General features: G+C 49.6%; 17 protein-coding genes. 8 read left to right on the top strand and 9 right to left on the bottom strand.

Annotated features, from left to right (window positions below; all coding sequences use genetic code 11):
- Positions 1-168 precede the first annotated feature (168 nt).
- A complete protein-coding gene (locus tag L2082_RS05975; RefSeq protein ID WP_446009107.1) occupies positions 169-432 on the bottom strand; it encodes a hypothetical protein in 264 nt (87 codons plus the stop codon).
- A 205-nt stretch (positions 433-637) separates the two neighbouring features.
- On the opposite strand from L2082_RS05975, the gene L2082_RS05970 reads away from it, so the two are divergent.
- Positions 638-1,321 carry a metallophosphoesterase gene (locus tag L2082_RS05970; RefSeq protein ID WP_446009106.1) on the top strand — a complete coding sequence of 228 codons (684 nt, stop codon included), beginning with the start codon at positions 638-640 and terminating at the stop codon, positions 1,319-1,321.
- A gap of 11 nt (positions 1,322-1,332) precedes the next feature.
- Here the strand turns inward: L2082_RS05970 and L2082_RS05965 are convergent, their stop codons facing one another.
- Together L2082_RS05965 and edd are read right to left on the bottom strand one after the other, a co-directional pair.
- Positions 1,333-1,983, bottom strand: coding sequence for a bifunctional 4-hydroxy-2-oxoglutarate aldolase/2-dehydro-3-deoxy-phosphogluconate aldolase (locus tag L2082_RS05965; protein ID WP_446009105.1), 651 nt, complete (start codon positions 1,981-1,983; stop codon positions 1,333-1,335).
- 74 nt (positions 1,984-2,057) lie between these two features.
- Positions 2,058-3,863: a phosphogluconate dehydratase gene (gene edd, locus L2082_RS05960; RefSeq protein ID WP_446009104.1), complete on the bottom strand. Its 1,806-nt coding sequence runs from the start codon at positions 3,861-3,863 to the stop codon at positions 2,058-2,060.
- Positions 3,864-3,923: 60 nt separating this feature from the next.
- Here edd and L2082_RS05955 point away from each other — a divergent pair, with 60 nt between their 5' ends.
- On the top strand, positions 3,924-4,256 hold the full coding sequence (locus L2082_RS05955; RefSeq protein ID WP_446009103.1) for a type II toxin-antitoxin system RelE/ParE family toxin: 333 nt from the start codon (positions 3,924-3,926) through the stop codon (positions 4,254-4,256).
- Positions 4,249-4,560, top strand: coding sequence for a helix-turn-helix transcriptional regulator (locus tag L2082_RS05950; protein ID WP_446009102.1), 312 nt, complete (start codon positions 4,249-4,251; stop codon positions 4,558-4,560). The genes L2082_RS05955 and L2082_RS05950 overlap by 8 nt, the downstream gene beginning before the upstream one ends.
- A gap of 4 nt (positions 4,561-4,564) precedes the next feature.
- Here L2082_RS05950 and L2082_RS05945 read toward each other — a convergent pair whose 3' ends face one another.
- From L2082_RS05945 to L2082_RS05930, 4 genes are all read right to left on the bottom strand, one after another.
- The gene (locus L2082_RS05945; protein WP_446009101.1) at positions 4,565-4,921 is read right to left on the bottom strand and encodes a tetratricopeptide repeat protein; all 357 of its coding nucleotides are present in this window, start codon (positions 4,919-4,921) and stop codon (positions 4,565-4,567) included.
- Between the two features lie 381 nt (positions 4,922-5,302).
- Entirely contained in the window at positions 5,303-5,605 is a 303-nt protein-coding gene (locus L2082_RS05940) for an element excision factor XisI family protein (RefSeq protein ID WP_446009100.1), read from the bottom strand.
- The gene (locus L2082_RS05935) at positions 5,605-6,039 is read right to left on the bottom strand and encodes a XisH family protein (RefSeq protein ID WP_446009099.1); all 435 of its coding nucleotides are present in this window, start codon (positions 6,037-6,039) and stop codon (positions 5,605-5,607) included. Before L2082_RS05935 ends, L2082_RS05940 begins: the two co-directional genes overlap by 1 nt.
- Positions 6,040-6,335: 296 nt before the next feature.
- Positions 6,336-7,403, bottom strand: a complete 1,068-nt coding sequence (locus L2082_RS05930; RefSeq protein ID WP_446009098.1) for a DUF4469 domain-containing protein — start codon at positions 7,401-7,403, stop codon at positions 6,336-6,338.
- 366 nt (positions 7,404-7,769) lie between these two features.
- Here L2082_RS05930 and trpC point away from each other — a divergent pair, with 366 nt between their 5' ends.
- The 5 genes from trpC to L2082_RS05905 all read left to right on the top strand — a co-directional run bounded on the left by trpC (position 7,770) and on the right by L2082_RS05905 (position 13,125).
- Complete coding sequence (gene trpC / locus L2082_RS05925) at positions 7,770-8,540, top strand: indole-3-glycerol phosphate synthase TrpC (protein WP_446009097.1); 771 nt, start codon at positions 7,770-7,772, stop codon at positions 8,538-8,540.
- A gap of 43 nt (positions 8,541-8,583) precedes the next feature.
- A complete protein-coding gene (locus L2082_RS05920) occupies positions 8,584-9,276 on the top strand; it encodes a phosphoribosylanthranilate isomerase (RefSeq protein WP_446009096.1) in 693 nt (230 codons plus the stop codon).
- Between the two features lie 191 nt (positions 9,277-9,467).
- Positions 9,468-10,544 carry a chorismate synthase gene (gene aroC, locus L2082_RS05915; RefSeq protein WP_446009095.1) on the top strand — a complete coding sequence of 359 codons (1,077 nt, stop codon included), beginning with the start codon at positions 9,468-9,470 and terminating at the stop codon, positions 10,542-10,544.
- A gap of 75 nt (positions 10,545-10,619) precedes the next feature.
- Positions 10,620-12,164 carry a glycogen synthase gene (locus tag L2082_RS05910; protein WP_446009094.1) on the top strand — a complete coding sequence of 515 codons (1,545 nt, stop codon included), beginning with the start codon at positions 10,620-10,622 and terminating at the stop codon, positions 12,162-12,164.
- 19 nt (positions 12,165-12,183) lie between these two features.
- Entirely contained in the window at positions 12,184-13,125 is a 942-nt protein-coding gene (locus L2082_RS05905; protein WP_446009093.1) for a hypothetical protein, read from the top strand.
- Positions 13,126-13,231: 106 nt separating this feature from the next.
- Here the strand turns inward: L2082_RS05905 and L2082_RS05900 are convergent, their stop codons facing one another.
- Both L2082_RS05900 and L2082_RS05895 read right to left on the bottom strand, forming a co-directional pair.
- A complete protein-coding gene (locus L2082_RS05900) occupies positions 13,232-14,035 on the bottom strand; it encodes an outer membrane lipoprotein-sorting protein (RefSeq protein ID WP_446009092.1) in 804 nt (267 codons plus the stop codon).
- Between the two features lie 97 nt (positions 14,036-14,132).
- Positions 14,133-16,562, bottom strand: coding sequence for an efflux RND transporter permease subunit (locus L2082_RS05895; RefSeq protein ID WP_446011531.1), 2,430 nt, complete (start codon positions 16,560-16,562; stop codon positions 14,133-14,135).
- Positions 16,563-16,592: the final 30 nt, after the last annotated feature.

The following is a 16,592-nucleotide window of genomic DNA, read 5'->3' as shown; positions in this document are numbered from 1 at the left end:
AAGAAGCGCAACGCCTGTCCGTGGAAATATCTCGCTGAGGTTATCACGGCTCGGCGCCAGGGGCTGGATGTGCCTCCTCTGCCTCTTGCTGCGTAAAAAAAATGAGAGGGGTCTGAACGGTTACCCAGATGATGGTTCATCACCTGCTCTTTGCCTTTCCAGATTAATTCAGGCATGAATGGTTATTTTTTTTATTTCTGTTGTTCCGCAAGCGGACAGCGTGTCAGGTGATCGGGTAAGCAACCCATCTTTGTCATAGCCGAGAATCTCATCCGGCATTCTGTTGTCCAGAAGTGGAAGCTGTGTTAACTCATCCAGCAAACGTGCCGCTTCCTGAGTATGCGCTGCCGGTACAGCGTCGGCCTGATGATGCTGGAAATAATAATAAAAAGCTTTTTCTTCAACTTTTCGATGTGCTCTATTCAGTGCCATAGATGTCTCTCAGTATGTGTTAATGTATATACTGTTCAGGATTTTTGCATTGGAAAAAATCAGATTAAATAACATTGCAACAGAATCAAAGAACTCATTTCATGTAAAAAGAATGGTGCAGATATCATATCCTGTTGTTAAAGTATATCTTTATAAAAGGCGATAACAATAATTCATCATACAATATATCTCTCATACACTCAATATGACAGCTCTATCAAAAACTTGCATTATTGGTGACATCCACGGATGTCTGGACTCTTTGCAAAATCTCCTGAAGCTGATTGAAAAGGAAGCAGACACCTTTGTCTTTCTCGGCGATTATATCGACAGGGGCACACATTCAAAAGAAGTTGTCGAGTGTATCCTGGATTTTAAGAAGAAAAAACAGAACGTGATTACCCTGATAGGTAATCATGAAATTATGCTGATCAATTATCTGAAAGGCTATGATGACGGTACCTTCATACAAGCCGGTGGAAAAGAAACGCTGAACAGCTACGGAATCAAGCCAAAAACAAAGCCTGACAAGGCAGCAAAGCTCTTTCCCGAAGAACATATGAACTTTTTTCGGGAACTGCCGCTGTTATGGGAAAACGACCACGGTATTTATGCCCATGCCGGTATTGAACCTGGAGTACACCTGACCCGTCAGGTGAGCAGCTACTGCCTCTGGATCAGAGATGAATTCATCCGCAGTCCCTATAAATTCCCCAAGCTTGTCGTTTTTGGTCACACTGTCTTTCGGGAACCAATGGTGCAGGAAAATAAAATCGGCATTGATACCGGGGCTGTCTACGGAGGAAAGCTCACCGCCCTGCTCTTACCGGAAAAAAGGTTTATCTCTGTTGACGGTGAAAAGAACAGTTCCTCCAAGCTCTTCCGTTAAGAGAAGGTTGCTCACAACGAGGTTCTTGCTTCGGCTACAGCCTCTTGAGCCAGCCGGGTTATGGCAGGCCAATCTTCCTGCTCAATACTCGCTGACGGGACAAGCCAGGAACCACCCACACAGGCAACATTATCAAGGGCCAGATAGTCGTTATAATTCTGGAGAGTCAGACCACCAGTTGGGCAGAAAGTCACTTGGGGAAAGGGGCCGCTCAAGGATTTGAGCATAGGTACGCCGCCTGCTGCCTGGGCAGGAAAAAACTTCATTTCATTCAAGCCTGCTTCCAGGGCCACCATCAACTCTGAAGCCGTTGCGATTCCTGGAATCAAAGGGATGGCTTCCTTGTCAGCTGCCTTCAAGAGGTTCGGAGTCAAACCGGGACTGATGGCAAAGCACCCTCCTGCCTCTGCCACTGCATGCAGTTCCTCTCCTGAGAGTACAGTCCCTGCCCCGACCAAGGCCCCTGGAACTTCTTCCCGAATGCGTTGAATGGCCTCAAGGGCTGCATCACTGCGCAAGGTTATTTCCAGTACCTTGATCCCACCAGCCAACAGGGCCTGGGCCAGAGGGACGGCATGATCAGGATTGCCGATCACAATCACCGGGATAACCGGACCAGCCTGCAGGACATCCAAGGCAGATGTGTCTCTTTTCTCCGACATTTACTCCTCCTTTTGTAAGGGCAGGCCCCTGTGCCTGCCCGGTATGCAACAAGGGCGAACACAGGGATTCGCGCCTACGATATAATTGCACTGGCCCCTTGTTCGGCACCGGATAATGCATTGCGCAGGACGGAAAAGATCGGATGACCCTGGGCCTGATACGAGGTCGTTAACTCGACGGCCTGCCGTTGAGCCAATTCCTCTTCAGCAACCTTGAGTTCCAACAGGTTGTTGCGGGCATCCATGCATATTATATCCCCGTCCTGCACCTTGGCCAGCAGACCGCCTGCTGCGGCTTCCGGTGTACAATGAATAGCAAAGGGTACCTTACCCGAGGCCCCGGATAACCGGCCATCCGTCACCAGCCCTACCTTATATCCCTGTTCCATACTGATTGCCAGCCAGGTAATCAGCTTATGCAGCTCAGGCATTCCATTGGCCCTTGGCCCTTGAAAACGAAGTACTGCCACTACATCACGATACAGCAAGCCCTCATGAAAGGCCTGTTCCAATTCCTGCTGACTGTGAAACACCAAGGCCGGGGCCTCGACCACAGTGTCTTCCCCATCAGCTAAGGCAGAGATCTTCATGATGGCCCGCCCCAAATTACCGGATAACAGCTTAATACCACTGATCGACGCAAAGGGTTTGCCCAGCGGAGCAATGATTTCAGGATCACGACTCTGTTCCGGCCCATCCTGCCAAACCGCTTTGCCTTGGTGCAAAACTGGTTGGTCCAGATAGCTGCTCAGACCAGGGCCAACCACGGTCTCCACCTCTTCGTGAAGCAAACCTCCCTCAAGAAGCTCCCGAATCAGCAAAGGCATACCACCTGCCTGCTGAAAGGAGTTAATGTCTCCTGAGCCATTGGGATAGATCCGCACAAGCAGGGGCACAACCTCGGAAAGCTCGGCAAAATCAGTCCAGTTGATCTGAACCCCAGCGGCCCTGGCAATGGCCACCAGATGCATGGTCTCGTTGGTGGAACCGCCTGTTGCCAACAGACCAACCATTGCATTAATCACGGCCTTTTCACTGACAACCCGGCCCATTGGAATATACTTCTCACCTAAATGGCTATTCTGTACAACCTGTGCAGCAGCAGCCTGGGTCAGAGCAACACGCAACTCAGTCTCAGCATTGACAAAGGAGGCTCCAGGAAGATGCAGCCCCAGCATCTCTGCAATCAGCTGGTTAGAATTGGCTGTGCCGTAAAAGGTGCAGGTGCCTGGACTATGATAGGCGCGACATTCTGAAGCCAGCAGTGCGTCCTGCCCGACCTCCCCTTTGGCAAAGCGTTCCCGTACCTGATTCTTTTCTCTATTACCAATACCGGATTGCATGGGACCACCAGGAACCAGGATCATCGGCAGGTGACCGTATTGCAGCCCGCCCATAAGGAGTCCGGGCATGATCTTATCACAGACCCCGAGCAACAAGGCCCCATCAAAGACATTATGGGACAGGGCAATCACCGTGGACAGAGCAATTACATCCCGACTCATCAGGCTCAGATCCATGCCCGGTTCCCCCTGGGTCACACCGTCGCACATGGCAGGTACACCACCTGCAACCTGGGCTGTACCTCCGGCCTCAGCCACAGCAGCTTTAATCAGGTCAGGATAACGACCAAGCGGTTGATGGGCCGAGAGTACATCGTTATAGGAGGTAACAATTCCGATATTGGGTGTGTGATCGTCCAGCAGTGCAGTCCGCGAGGCCGGACAACCAGCCAGATCATGGGCAAAATTGCTACAGGGGAGCTGCTTGCGGAAAGGGCCGCGTACCTTGGCAGCTTCTATCTGCTCCACATAGGCTGTGCGGGTTTCCTGGCTGCGTTCAATAATGCGACGGGTGACTTGTTCAATGGTTTTATGCATGGTGTCCACGAGCTGTTTTAACTTGACAGTATGTCACATACGACATACTCTTGAAATACAATGAAGCTGAAAAATAAACCTATAGTCTGGCTGCACGGAGAAATAAAATCTCCGCCATTGTCTGACAAGTCAAGGTTGGAAGCAGGATATATGTTACGACTTCTGCAATCTGGCAAATCTTTATCCTTGCCTCAATCAAGACCTTTACCCGTCATCGGCCCGAGATGTCATGAACTCAGGATAAACGACAGAGATGCAACATGGCGAATCATCTACCGAGTTGATTCGGATGCTGTCGTGCTTCTGGAAGTATTCAGTAAAAAGACTCAAAAAACGCCTCAGTCAGTGATTGATGTGTGTAAAGAGCGACTCAAATCATACGATCATGGATAAAAGTAAACAAAAAACTCTGGAAAAGAAAGGCTGGAAAATAGGTTCAGCCGATGAATTTCTCCACCTGACAGCAGAAGAAAGCGAGTATATTGAGATAAAAATCAAACTGAGTAATTATCTCAGGTCATTCCGTAAAACTCAAAATCTGACCCAGGCCCAATTAGCGGAATTAATCCATTCCAGTCAGTCCCGAGTTGCCAAGATGGAGCATGGTGACCCGACGGTTTCACTGGATCTGATTATTCGCTCTTTATTCGCAATGGGCACAACAAAACAAGATTTGGCTCAGGAGCTGCTGACGTAACTTCTCACGCCTTTCTCCGTAGTTCCCTGTCCGGTTCTTGCCTTTCTCGGATGCGCTTCAGGACTTCCTTACGCAGGCTGATGGCCCAGTTACGGAGTTTCTCATCAGGAGCCGGATCCTTTATGGCAATGAGCTTATTCAGACAGGCATGAGCAGCACTGTACTTTCCAAAGCCTGACAGTATCTGCGCCTTGAGATACAGGGCTTCGGGGTGTTCCGGGTTACGGGCAAGTACAGCATTCGCGGTTTTGAGCGCCTTGGCAAATTTCTGTTTGCTTTGCAAAATTCTGATTTTCTCCACCTCGGCGGCAAGCTGTTCATTCAGGGAAAAGGTTCCTGGACTGCCATTGTAGAAATACATAAGGACACCTGAAACCTTATCGATAAAGTATATGAAAGGAACAGGGAAGATGAGGCCGAACAGTATAAGGATACTTAAATAGAACCATTCATGTAGCCAGGCGAGCAGAGCTCCGGGCCACAGGGATCTTATAAATACCCTGATGTACATTGCAAGGTACTGCGTTCTGATAAAAAGGTCTTTGTCCTTCATGGTGTTTTTTTCTTCGGCTTGCCAAGGCTCCGCGATACATCAGAGGGGTAGTTTTGGAAGAGATGTCTAAAGTGTCGTATGAGTGATTCGTTGCAGAACAAAGATATCACCTTCAGGGGTTTCAATCATTACATCCTGATCATCCTTGGCTTTAGTCAGGAGTCGGCCTTCTGTACACAGTGTCCGGCTTCAACCCACCCCGTATCCGGTGTGAGGACGAACATGACCGGGCCGGAAGGCAAGCACGATATCCTCCTTGGGAATCCCTTCTTCAGCCAGTTCCGAAGCCACTCCCGAGGGGGTGCCGTCATGCTGTATCCATATTTTATCTCCGATGAGATCAATATGCAGCACCGAACCATGAATCCGGCGTGACCCGTTCCATCCGACGTGCATCAGTTCATAATGATTCCCGTCGGCTCCGATCACGATTTCCGGCTCAATGACACCGTTCGAGGGCTTGGAGGCATAACGACGTATAAGGTCTTCCACTATTTTTCGGTAAGCTGCTGCGGCACCCATTCTCTGACCCTTTCGTGAATTTCATCAAATACGATGAGCTTAATCTGTTCTCTGCTTATCATCAGTTGTCCTATCTCTTCTCTGAATATACCGTCATAAGCGAAAGAAGGCACGGCCAGCCAGAGCATTCGTTCGGGATCAATTTCGGCAAGAAGATTCCGATACATATTGTACTGCCCGATGCTTTGGCCCAGTTCATGTATATCCGATTCTCCTATAAAACTCTTGATCTCAACAGCTATCTTTCGTCCTTCTTTCTCCGCTCCTATCGGTCGGTCAGCTCCCAAGTCGATGTAGAGATTTCTGCCTCCGTAGGAGAGATGAAGCGGGTCATCGGTGATTCTCCAGTCGTCCGCTGCCAAGGCCTTGACAACGGTATTATGGTAAAGGTCTTTTTTCGGCATAATCTGTTTTGGCCGTGCTTAAAAGCAACCGGTTTCTTCTTTCCATTATAGCCTTCATAGTTCGTGTTGTACACACGTCATCCCTTTTCACAGGTATTGGTGAAGGTCACAGGGAAGCCCCGTGCAGGATGCAATTTCCGTATCAAAGTATCAAAGATCCCTTGCCACCCACCGTTAAAACGGTGGGCTATTATCAATCGCCCCTCCGGGGCGGGGATACTCGGAAAACAGCGTCCCGGAGGGACTGTCGAAAAATAGCCCGGTGTTTCAACGCCGGGCACACCAAACCTGTTCTCCTACACCCTCACATCCAGCACATCAACCAGCCGCCCGGAATACGAGTTCCGTATCATATCCACCAGCTCACTAAAGCTGTTCACCCGGATATTCAGGCCGGACACCGCAGAACCGCCAAAGCCGTTCAGGGTGTAGTCTCCGTTCATCGTGACCGTGACCGACGGGCCGACTGCGCCCCCTTCGGTCATATCAAGCAGACTGAAGAGGAGGTGCCCTTCATGGATATCCAGCACGGCCTGGATACGCAGCATTTCATCCGCCATGACCATACCGCTGGTTGCACTGACATAGGGACTGTTGCCACTGCCGCTGAGGATACCGTACTCCATCCCGGGCCCGAAGCCGTCAATGCGCAGGGGCGAACGCAACATCCGTTCATACACGCCGGTACGCACGGTTCCGTGTTCTGTGTACTGGGTGCTGATGGACACGGTGTACTCGTTATTCCACGGATTAGCCTGAGCCGGGATGTCCGGCACCACCAGGACGCTTGCGGCCGAAATCATGCCGAACTGCGCCTGGGTACTTTGTCCGCTCTGCGTACCGGAAATGATGCAGCCGCAGTCCGGGTCCTGATCGTCAAAGTTGAGGTTGGTTCCAGTGAGCTTCAACACGCCCTGCGGGTTGAGTACGTTGGGCAGTTTGAGCCGGGTGTCTTCAGCCGAGGTGATCAGGGGCATCTTTTTCGACATGGGCACTCGTTCCAATCGGGCCTCATTGCGTATTTTGCGAACAAAGGGCGGTGAGGCGTGAATCCTGACCTGCAGGAGATCGTCCCGGTCAGGCAACGGAGAATCTGGTGAATCCAGTCTGCCGAGAAAGGAAAGTGTATAGGTGAAGGCGTCTTCCAAAGTAACCTGGTCGCCGTCAAGCAGGCTTTCCTGAATCACCTCGTGCTCGGTGTCCATGACCGTGCGGATCACTTCCTCGCTCAGATTGGGCTGCCGTTCGGCAATCCGGGCAATTATGTCATCTTTGCCAAGGATATTGCGGGGCACAAAACGGATCTTGTAAGATTGCGGGGTGGTGAGGGCATTGACTGTGGGGGTCCATTGAATCGTATGCATGGCTGGTCTCCATAAGATTGAATGAGGAATGTTATAGAACAACGGGAAAAGTGTATTCCGGTTTAAAACTGTATGGTTATTTTGTCAAGGACTTTTTTTTGGGCAAAGAAAAGGAGGACGCCTGACTTTTCATCGGGCGAGGAAAAGAAAAAACCTCGGGCGAGGGAAAAGAAAACCCTCGCTCGAAGGAAAGGAAAAGCCTCGGGCGAAGGAAAGAAAAAACCTCGGGCGAGGAAAAGAAAAACCTTCGCCCGATGGTGTCCAGAACCCTTGTCCTTCATTCCCTGTTGCATAATCACCCTCAGCTTTGTACACTCCTGAAAAAAGATCCTCTATCCCAAAAAGCATAATCCTCATACAACCAGCATGATCCTTGATACCATCGTAGCACGCAAGAAAGAAGAAGTAGCTGCCCTGAAAAAAAAGGGAATCCGGGCACCGAAAACTGAAGCATTGATTGATCCCCCCCGAGGATTCATGCAGGCCCTTGTTGACGCACCAGGCGTAGCCATCATTGCTGAAGCCAAAAAGGCCTCTCCTTCCAAGGGCATTATTCAGCCTGATTTTGATCCTGTGAAAATAGCGCTCAACTATAAGCAAGGCGGGGCCCATGCCATGTCCGTGCTTACGGACCAGGATTTCTTTCAAGGCACTATCGAGTATATCCCCCTGGTGAGAAAGACCGTGGACCTGCCTGTGCTCCGCAAGGAGTTCATCATTGATCCCCTGCAAATAGAGGAAGCTGCTGCCTTTGGAGCTGATGCCATCCTGCTCATCGCGGCCATTCTGGAGACCGAGCAACTCAGAGAGTTTCGTTTGCAGGCTGAAGAAGCAGGCATGGATGTGCTGGTCGAAGTCCATAACAAGGCAGAGCTGGAAAAGACCTTAGTTGCTGAGAGCAAGTTAATTGGTATTAATAACCGTAACCTGAACGACTTTAGCGTTGATTTAGAAACCACGTTCCGGCTCCAACAAGAGATCCCCCAGGGAATCCCCATTGTCAGTGAATCAGGCATATCCAGCCGCGACGAAATGTTGCGACTCCAGCAAGCAGGTATTACAGCAGCCCTGATTGGAGAAAGCCTGATGCGCAGCACTACCCAGGGAGAGACGCTTCGTCACTTCCTCTCCACCTGACATCCACTTCAACCTATCAATCTGGAACGAATAAGTTTATGTCATGAAAGCGGATCGAATTCGTATCAAGATGTGCGGCACCACCAACCTGGAAGATGCCTTGGCAGCAGTAGAGGCAGGCGTGGATGCCTTGGGATTTATCTTTTATACAAAAAGCCCACGCAATGTCGACCCTAAGATGGTCAGGATCATTATTGAACAGCTCCCGCCCTTTGTTGATACGGTCGGGGTCTTTGTTGATCGTAACCGGAAAGAGGTGGAAGAAATCATCCGCTTTTGTGGCCTGGGGTATGCCCAATTACACGGCCAGGAATCACCCAAATACTGCGAACGTCTGGCCCGTTTCACAGCTCCTTGCCAGGTGATCAAGGCCCTGCGAGTTGGTGGCAACGTACAGGCAAGTGATATCACGCCCTATAACGATCACGTAAAAGGCTTTCTCTTAGACACCTACCAAAAAGGGGTGAAAGGCGGCACTGGCCAGCGCTTTGACTGGTCCTTGATTCAGGGCTTGAAGCTGCAACGGGATGTTATTCTGGCTGGTGGCCTTGATCCTGACAATGTGCATGAGGCCCTTGCCGCTGCTGGCCCCTATGCGCTGGATGTTAACTCAGGGGTTGAAATACATCCACGACAAAAGGATCACGGACTGATCAGACAATTTGTTCAACAAGTGCGCACCTGGGAGCAGGCGCGAACAGACAGAAAACCGGATGGGATAACAATAAGCGACTGACAAGCGGCTGGACACGGTTTGGACGCATTTTTCTGCTCTTCAAATGGCTTGTCATCGTTGAAGAAAGGGGGTAAATACATAAACAGTGATGGTGAAAGAGAGCGTAAAAGACATGAAAGCCGGTTGGGCACCTCCAAGACGTCTGCTGGTATTGTCTTCATATAAAACGTATAATTGACGAGAGCAGGTTTATGGCAGGAAGCACATTTGGCACGGTCTTTAAGGTGACAACCTGGGGCGAATCACACGGCACCGCCCTTGGTGCAGTGATTGACGGTTGCCCTCCAGGGATTGACTTAACGCCAGAGATGATTCAAGAGGAACTGGAGCGTCGTCGGCCAGGAAAGGGCGGAGCCACTTCGCCGCGCAACGAACCTGATATGGTGCAGATTCTCTCCGGGATTTTTCAACCTGCGGACTGTCCTGTTTCTAAAACCACAGGAACACCCATTTCCCTGGTTATTTTTAATAAAGACGCCCATTCCAAGTCCTATAGTCATTTACAGGATGTTTTTCGGCCCGGTCACGGAGATCTGACCTATCAGATAAAATACGGCATCCGCGATCATCGGGGCGGTGGCCGGGCCTCAGCCAGAGAAACCGCAGCCCGTGTGGCAGCAGGCACTGTGGCTCAACAGCTTCTTGAACAGCACCACATGTCCGTGCAGGCCTATACTGTGGCTCTGGGAGGCATCAAAGCAGAACAGCGCAATTTTGATCAGATTGAACAGAATCGTCTGTTCTGCCCTGATAATGCGGCTGCAGAACAAATGGAAGAACGGATCAGAGAGGTATGCGGTCAGGGTGATACCCTGGGTGGTATTGTTGAAATTCGGGCCCGTTGCAAGGCTGGACTGGGCGAGCCGGTCTTTGATAAGCTTGACGGTGAATTGACCCGTGCCCTGATGTCTATCGGCGCTGTCAAAGGGGTTGAGATCGGCTCAGGCTTTCAGGCAGCTGCAATGTTGGGTTCTGAAAATAATGATCCCATCACTCCAGAAGGATTTGTTACCAATAATGCAGGCGGTATCCTGGCTGGGGTGAGTAACGGTGAGGATATCATTGTCCGGGTGGCGGTGAAGCCCATTCCTTCCATTCATAAAGAGCAGCAAACCGTGAACAGGGCTAATGAGCCTGTGGGGATCAAGGTGGGAGGACGCCATGATATTTCTGCCATTCCGAGAATCATTCCGGTCTGTGAGGCTATGGTTCGTTTGACCCTTGCAGATCATCTTTTGCGCCAACAGGCCATTACAACAATTGAGTAAACAAAGCTCAAAGCACAGGTATACCAAGTAAGGCGGGGATTGACAGATACAGTGGATAATATCAGGAAAATTTTGATGGTTACCCGTGAGTATGACGGCGTGGCCGGAGCTGGCGGTGTTAAGGATGTCTGTCGACAGCTGTCAGAAGCCTTAGTGCAACATGCCGGATGTGATGTTCGCGTGGTCTTGCCCTGTTATGGATTTATTGAGGCGCAAGCGCTTGGCTTTCAACAGGTTCAGTTGCCTTGTCCGGTGTTTGAGGTTGATATGCATTATCCAGGCCAAGAGCGACGGGAACCTGTTGCTCTCTGGATGAAAAAAGAGCAGGGGGTAATAATCTACCTGCTGGATTCCCCGCGCTTTGCAGAAAAACAGGCTGTCTATACCTATACCCTGGCAGAAGAGCGGCAAGAGAGCTGGCACAAGGCCGGAACAGGCCATTTTGATTTCTTTGCCATGAATGTCCTGCTGCAAAAGGCGGCGTTGGACCTGATGATCCTGCTTGATCAGCGCCCGGATATCATTCACTGTCATGACGGACATGCTGCCATCCTGCCTGCTCTGCTCCGGGAACAGAGTGGATACCGCCATTTTTTTTGCAAGACCGGGGCCGTAGTGACCATCCATAATGCCGGTTTTGGCTATCATCAGGATGTGGATGATGTGGCCTTTGCCCAGGCAATAACTGGTCTTCCCAACTCGGTTATTCAGGCTGGTCTGTTCAATAATGCCTTTAACCCCTTTGTGGTTGCAGCAGGCTATGCCCGGATCAATACAGTGAGCGAGCAGTATGCCCGTGAGCTTCAGGAAAGTGATGAGGACAGCCGGACCGGTTGGCTTGGTCATAAGCTCCTGGAAAAGGATGTTGATTTGGTCGGGATCACCAACGGGGTAAACCCGGAAGACTTTAATCCGGCACAGGGAAAAAAGATCGGGTTGGCAGCCAATTTTAATCCGGCAGCAGGGAAATTAGCCGGGAAAAAGCAGTGCAAGAAAGAGATGTTGCACCTCTGCCGTGGTGGTGAGCAATGGGCTGTTGTTGAGCAATATGGTTTTCTGGAGAATACAGTAGATAATCCGCTCATGACCTTTATCGGTCGCTTGACCGCCCAAAAGGGAGTGGATCTTCTGTTGCAAGCAGCTTCATTGCTAGAGAAAGATTTTCAGCTTCTGGTTCTTGGCAGTGGTGATAGTGTACTGGAGCAGCAATTACAGGAGCTGGCAGAGGATGATCAAGGATATGGTCAAATTTGTTTCCTCAAGGGATACGATCCTGCCCTGGCCCTGAAAATTTATGCAGCCGGAGACTTCTTTCTCATCCCCTCTCTGTATGAACCTTGTGGTTTAACAGACTATATCGCCCAGCTCTTTGGTAATATCCCCATTGTCCACCATGTCGGAGGCCTGGTTAAGGTACTGGACAGGAAAACCGGATTTACCTATGAGCAGCATAGCGCAGAGGCCCTTGCCAGAACCATGTCCCAGGCTCAGGAGATGTACCAAGACAGTCCGGAAGAGCTGGACAGTATGCGAAAGGCAGCTGTGCAACATATCCGAACCCATTATAGTTGGCAGCATGTGATGAAAGAGTATATTGCCCTGTATCGCAAGGCGGTTTAACCAGTATGCTGGCTTTGCTATGAACACCGCAGAACGTGGCGCTTCCTATAACACCGGAAGAACATCCCTGGGAGACCGTCGCTATCGCAACAGCTGGTTTGATCGACAACGGAATTTCTTTACCCGCCAGTTTTTTGCTGATTTTTTCGCCCTGATCTATTCTTTTCAACAACTCTACCAGTCCTATTGTGAATGTCGAGGCCTGGCCATGGGAAGGAGCTGCTACTTAGTACATCACCATGGTGAAAATGTTCATTGCAAAATTTGGGACCAGCTGAACGAGATGATCGGCGAAGAGAACGACAAAGGAGCACTCTGGAACCTGCAGGAGCTCTGTCGCCGTGTCTGGCCTGAAGGCGAAAAAGAGAATAATGTTGAAGGCTCTCTGATTGTTTGGCTGCTGGGCTCTATTTTTCATGAAGCCATCCGTCTGCGAGAGGATGTGAGTATTCTCAATAATTATGGCAATGCAACCTTTAACACACAACAGACAGGAGCAAACCGGGACAACCAGTCCCAGCCGCAAAATCTCCCGGCTTCCCGTTTAGCAAAGGCTATGGACCGGGAGAACCTGATTAAACGGGTTGCTGTTGATGTTATGCAGCAGATGGAACAGCTGGCCTTTCTCTTTGGTCAAACTAATTATATGTTGCGGACCATGCTGCCCGGCCTTGCAGATAATTTTCTCCTGGTTCGTTTTTTGGTGGAACAGGAAGATGTTGTTGAGGATCTTTGGGGAGAAGGTCTTGTCAATGTTTTTGCTGATATGTACGACAATACCCCGGCCTTAGGTTTTTGCGCTGCTGGCAGCAGTTATAAGAGCGGTCAATGGTACACCCGTGCTCTGGTTATGTATAAACGGGCCCTGGAGTTTGATGAAGGCTGTAACGAGGCACAGAGCAAAGTTCATGAATTAGAGCTGCTGATTGAAAAAAGCAGTGCTTTTTTGGGCGCAGCATAGAGATACCGTAAAACAACAGACCTCTGTCCCCCTCCCCTTTTCCCCTGTTGGGGTCGTGCTATGAGGGGAGGGAGGAGGACAATAAAATGCTCTTCAAGTAGTCTTCTTACAGCCCTTTCTCCAACCGTCGTACGGTAAAGATTCCCTCATCCATCTCGTCCTTAAACGTAATATTATCCAGTTTCAGGACGGTCTTATGCTCGGTCTTCTTGCCCTTTTTCTTGGTCACATGGGTTTCGGTGGCGATCCAGATGCCGTCAATCTGTTCCAGCTTCTTCACATCAAAATACTTGAGATACCCGCCGTCCCGCACCCAATGTACGGCCTTGACCACGAAATAATTATCCTGCCGAACAAAGACAATGGATTTTTCATAGCCAGTCTCGTCAATGACCTCCGGGTCTCTTGGCAGGGCCTCAATCAGCCAGACCTTATGACCGTTATCCTCTTGCTCCTTCAAGATTTTAAAATCATAATCTTCCAGATTTCGTGAGGTCATATCTGCATAATTCAGATCCGATCCCATAAAGCTGGAGCTTTTGTCATCCGTGGCAATACGCTTGGTCTTGCGCAGGGCGGGCAGATAAAGCCATTGATCATCGTCCTTGGCCTCATTATCATAATCATAGGTGAGAAAACCAGTATCCTTGACATCTGGCGGATGGAGAAAAAACATAATCCGATGGGTATCCTCACCAAAATCTTTGGAGTACGAATGGATTTTGCGGACCCGCTCGCTGCCGTTTTTATCAATGAGGATCATGGTCATATCATTTTCCTGATTATCACCGTCCTCCCGGTCTTCGACCTGTTGCATAATAGCACGGGCCTTGGGATCATCCTTGGCAAAGGTTACACTGGTAGCAAGTAGAGAGCAGGATAGCAGGATGGATAACATACAATATTTCATAAAAAATCTCCTAATGTAAATGATAAAAATAATATCAAGGTTTAAGGTTTTCTCTTCTTGATCTGTATGAAATTCCAGCTCATCATGAATCCCTCCTTTAACATGCGACTATGGAACTGCTCTTTTGCCGATTGACCAACACCATCAGAGCTGGAGCAATGAAATAATCAGAAAGCAGGGCCATGATAATAGTTAAACCGGTGAGCCAGCCAAAGTTAAAGAGGTTATTCAGATTAGCAAACATAAAGATAAAAAATCCCAGAGAGAGCACACAGGTGGTGATCAGCATGGCCCGCCCGGTACTGTGCAGAGTCTCCATGACTGCTTGTTTGGCATCGCCTCTCTGTTCAAAATAACGGCGAAAATTATGCATAAAGTGGATGGTATCATCCACAGCCAGGCCGATGGAGATACTTCCTATCAGCATGGTAAACAGATCCAGCGGCACATGAAACCAGCCCATGATGCCCAGAGTCAGAATGATGGGAAAGAGGTTCGGGATCATACTCAACAGGCCGGTGCGCAGTTTGCCGATAAGCAGAATCATCAAAGTGCTGATCACGACCAAGGCAATAGCATAGCTCTTGGCCATACTGCGGATAACCCGGGCCATAGTCTGGGCGAGAAGGGCTGTCATGCCGGTGGAATTTATCTTGAGTTCCGGGAAGTTTTCCTGAAAATATTCTTCAACCTCGTTGATAAAAGCTGTATAGGCCACGGCATCCTGAAACGGCGTTTTTATGGTGAACCGGGCCTTGGAAAACTGACTGTCTGTCACATCTTCCAGGTCATCAGAGCCGCTGTTTTCAAAGAGAAGAAATTCCTGGGGAATAAGCTCGGGATTATCCGGCACAGTATAAAACTCTGGTCGGTTCTCGTTCAAGGCCTGATGGATTTCCTTGAGGATGGCTGTGATACTCCATGCCTTGCCCGCAAATATCTTGCCTTTTTCCAGCTGTTCCACATACTCTGCTGCATTGTCCAGCCGTTGCAGGAGATCCGGGTCATAGAGACCGTTGACCTTGCCCGTGTCCAGCACTACTTCCAAGGCAATAGATCCCCGCATTTTCTCATCAATGGTTTCTGAGGCTATACGAATGGAGGAATCTTCTTTATACCAACGGACAACATCATGGGAAAAATTGATCCTGGTGATGCCGATTATGGAGATAATCAAGATCAGAATCATGGCAGCGAGGATGGCCTTGGGATTACCAGTGGAAAAATGTCCTACAGCAGACAGGATGCTATCAAGCCGTGTCCCGGCTTTTTCTGATGATTGTTCCTTACCTTCCTTGAGGGGAATCAAAGCAAGAAGGGATGGCAGAAGAATAATGGTATACAGCAGGGCCAGGATAACGCCCGCAGCTGCGTAGACTCCCAGATCCGCAATAGGGGCTATATCTGCGTTGGAAAAGGAAAGCAGACCACCTGCCGTGGTCAGTGAGGTCATCAGGATAGCCAGCCCGGAATGCCCCATAGCGTATTCGACAGCTTCAGCCTTATCGCCCTTATTTTTCCGAAAGCGGTGAAAGAAGATCGCCAGAATATGAACCGAGTCGCCCACCCCCACTGCCAGCAGAAAAGAAGGCAGGATCTGGGTAGGTAATTTCATTGGTGTGCCAAAGGTCGCCATCAGGCCTAAGGTGGAAAGAAGCGAGAGAACAACAATCAGCAAGGGCAGAACAACAGCTGAAGCCCGGCGAAACATGAGAAAAAGAAAAGTTCCAATGGTCAGACCGACCAGCAGCATAAACTTTCTCATATTCTTCATCATGGCCTTTTTGAGAAAGTCGGTGACCACCGGACCGCCGGCGACGTATATTTCAAAATCCGAGGCACGATAGTCTTCAACAATCCGGGTTACGGCCTGAACCACCTCGCCGTTTTCCGCATCAGTCAGATAAATTCGCTCTTCCTGCTGGGTGTTCACTTCCGTGTCCTCAGCAAAACCGGCCAATATATCATCAATCTCTTCTTCCCCCTGGGAAGAGTAGGGCTGCATTTGCAGGACAATGGCTGTGAAGTCGCCCTGTTCGGAAATAAGCAGATTCTTATACATGGGATTGGACAGGGCCCGTTCCTTGACAGCAGCAAGTTCTTCAGGAGTTTCCGGCCAATGTTCCAGGAGATCTTCAACAATGAGCTTATCCCCTTCTCCTCTGGTATTGCGGGCATTGATCAGGCTGTTGATATCATCCACATAAGGGACGTTGTCCCGGAGCTCCACATGCAGCTTTTGTAATTTCCGGAGAAAATCCGGCGCAAAAATATCTTTGCTTTTGACCGCGACAATAACCATTTCGGTATTGCCGAACTGATCCCGGAAGGCATTATAATCCAGCAGGGCTGGGTCAGTTTCGTGGAGAAAGCCCTCTGTGGAGGTGTCCAGAGTCAGGTTAGGGATCTGGGAAAGTAATGCTCCGGCAAAAAGGGCAAGGAAGAAGAGAGTGATGAGATTATGCCGGTAAAACAGGTGTGCTGCTCCGGCAAACTTTTTTTCTATACGGTTTCGAGTATACTTCATAAAGGGTACCTTTTCTTTTTGATGAGCATG

The sequence above is a fragment of the Candidatus Electrothrix sp. genome (genome assembly GCF_052785085.1).
This window is presented reverse-complemented; position numbering and strand designations above follow the sequence as displayed.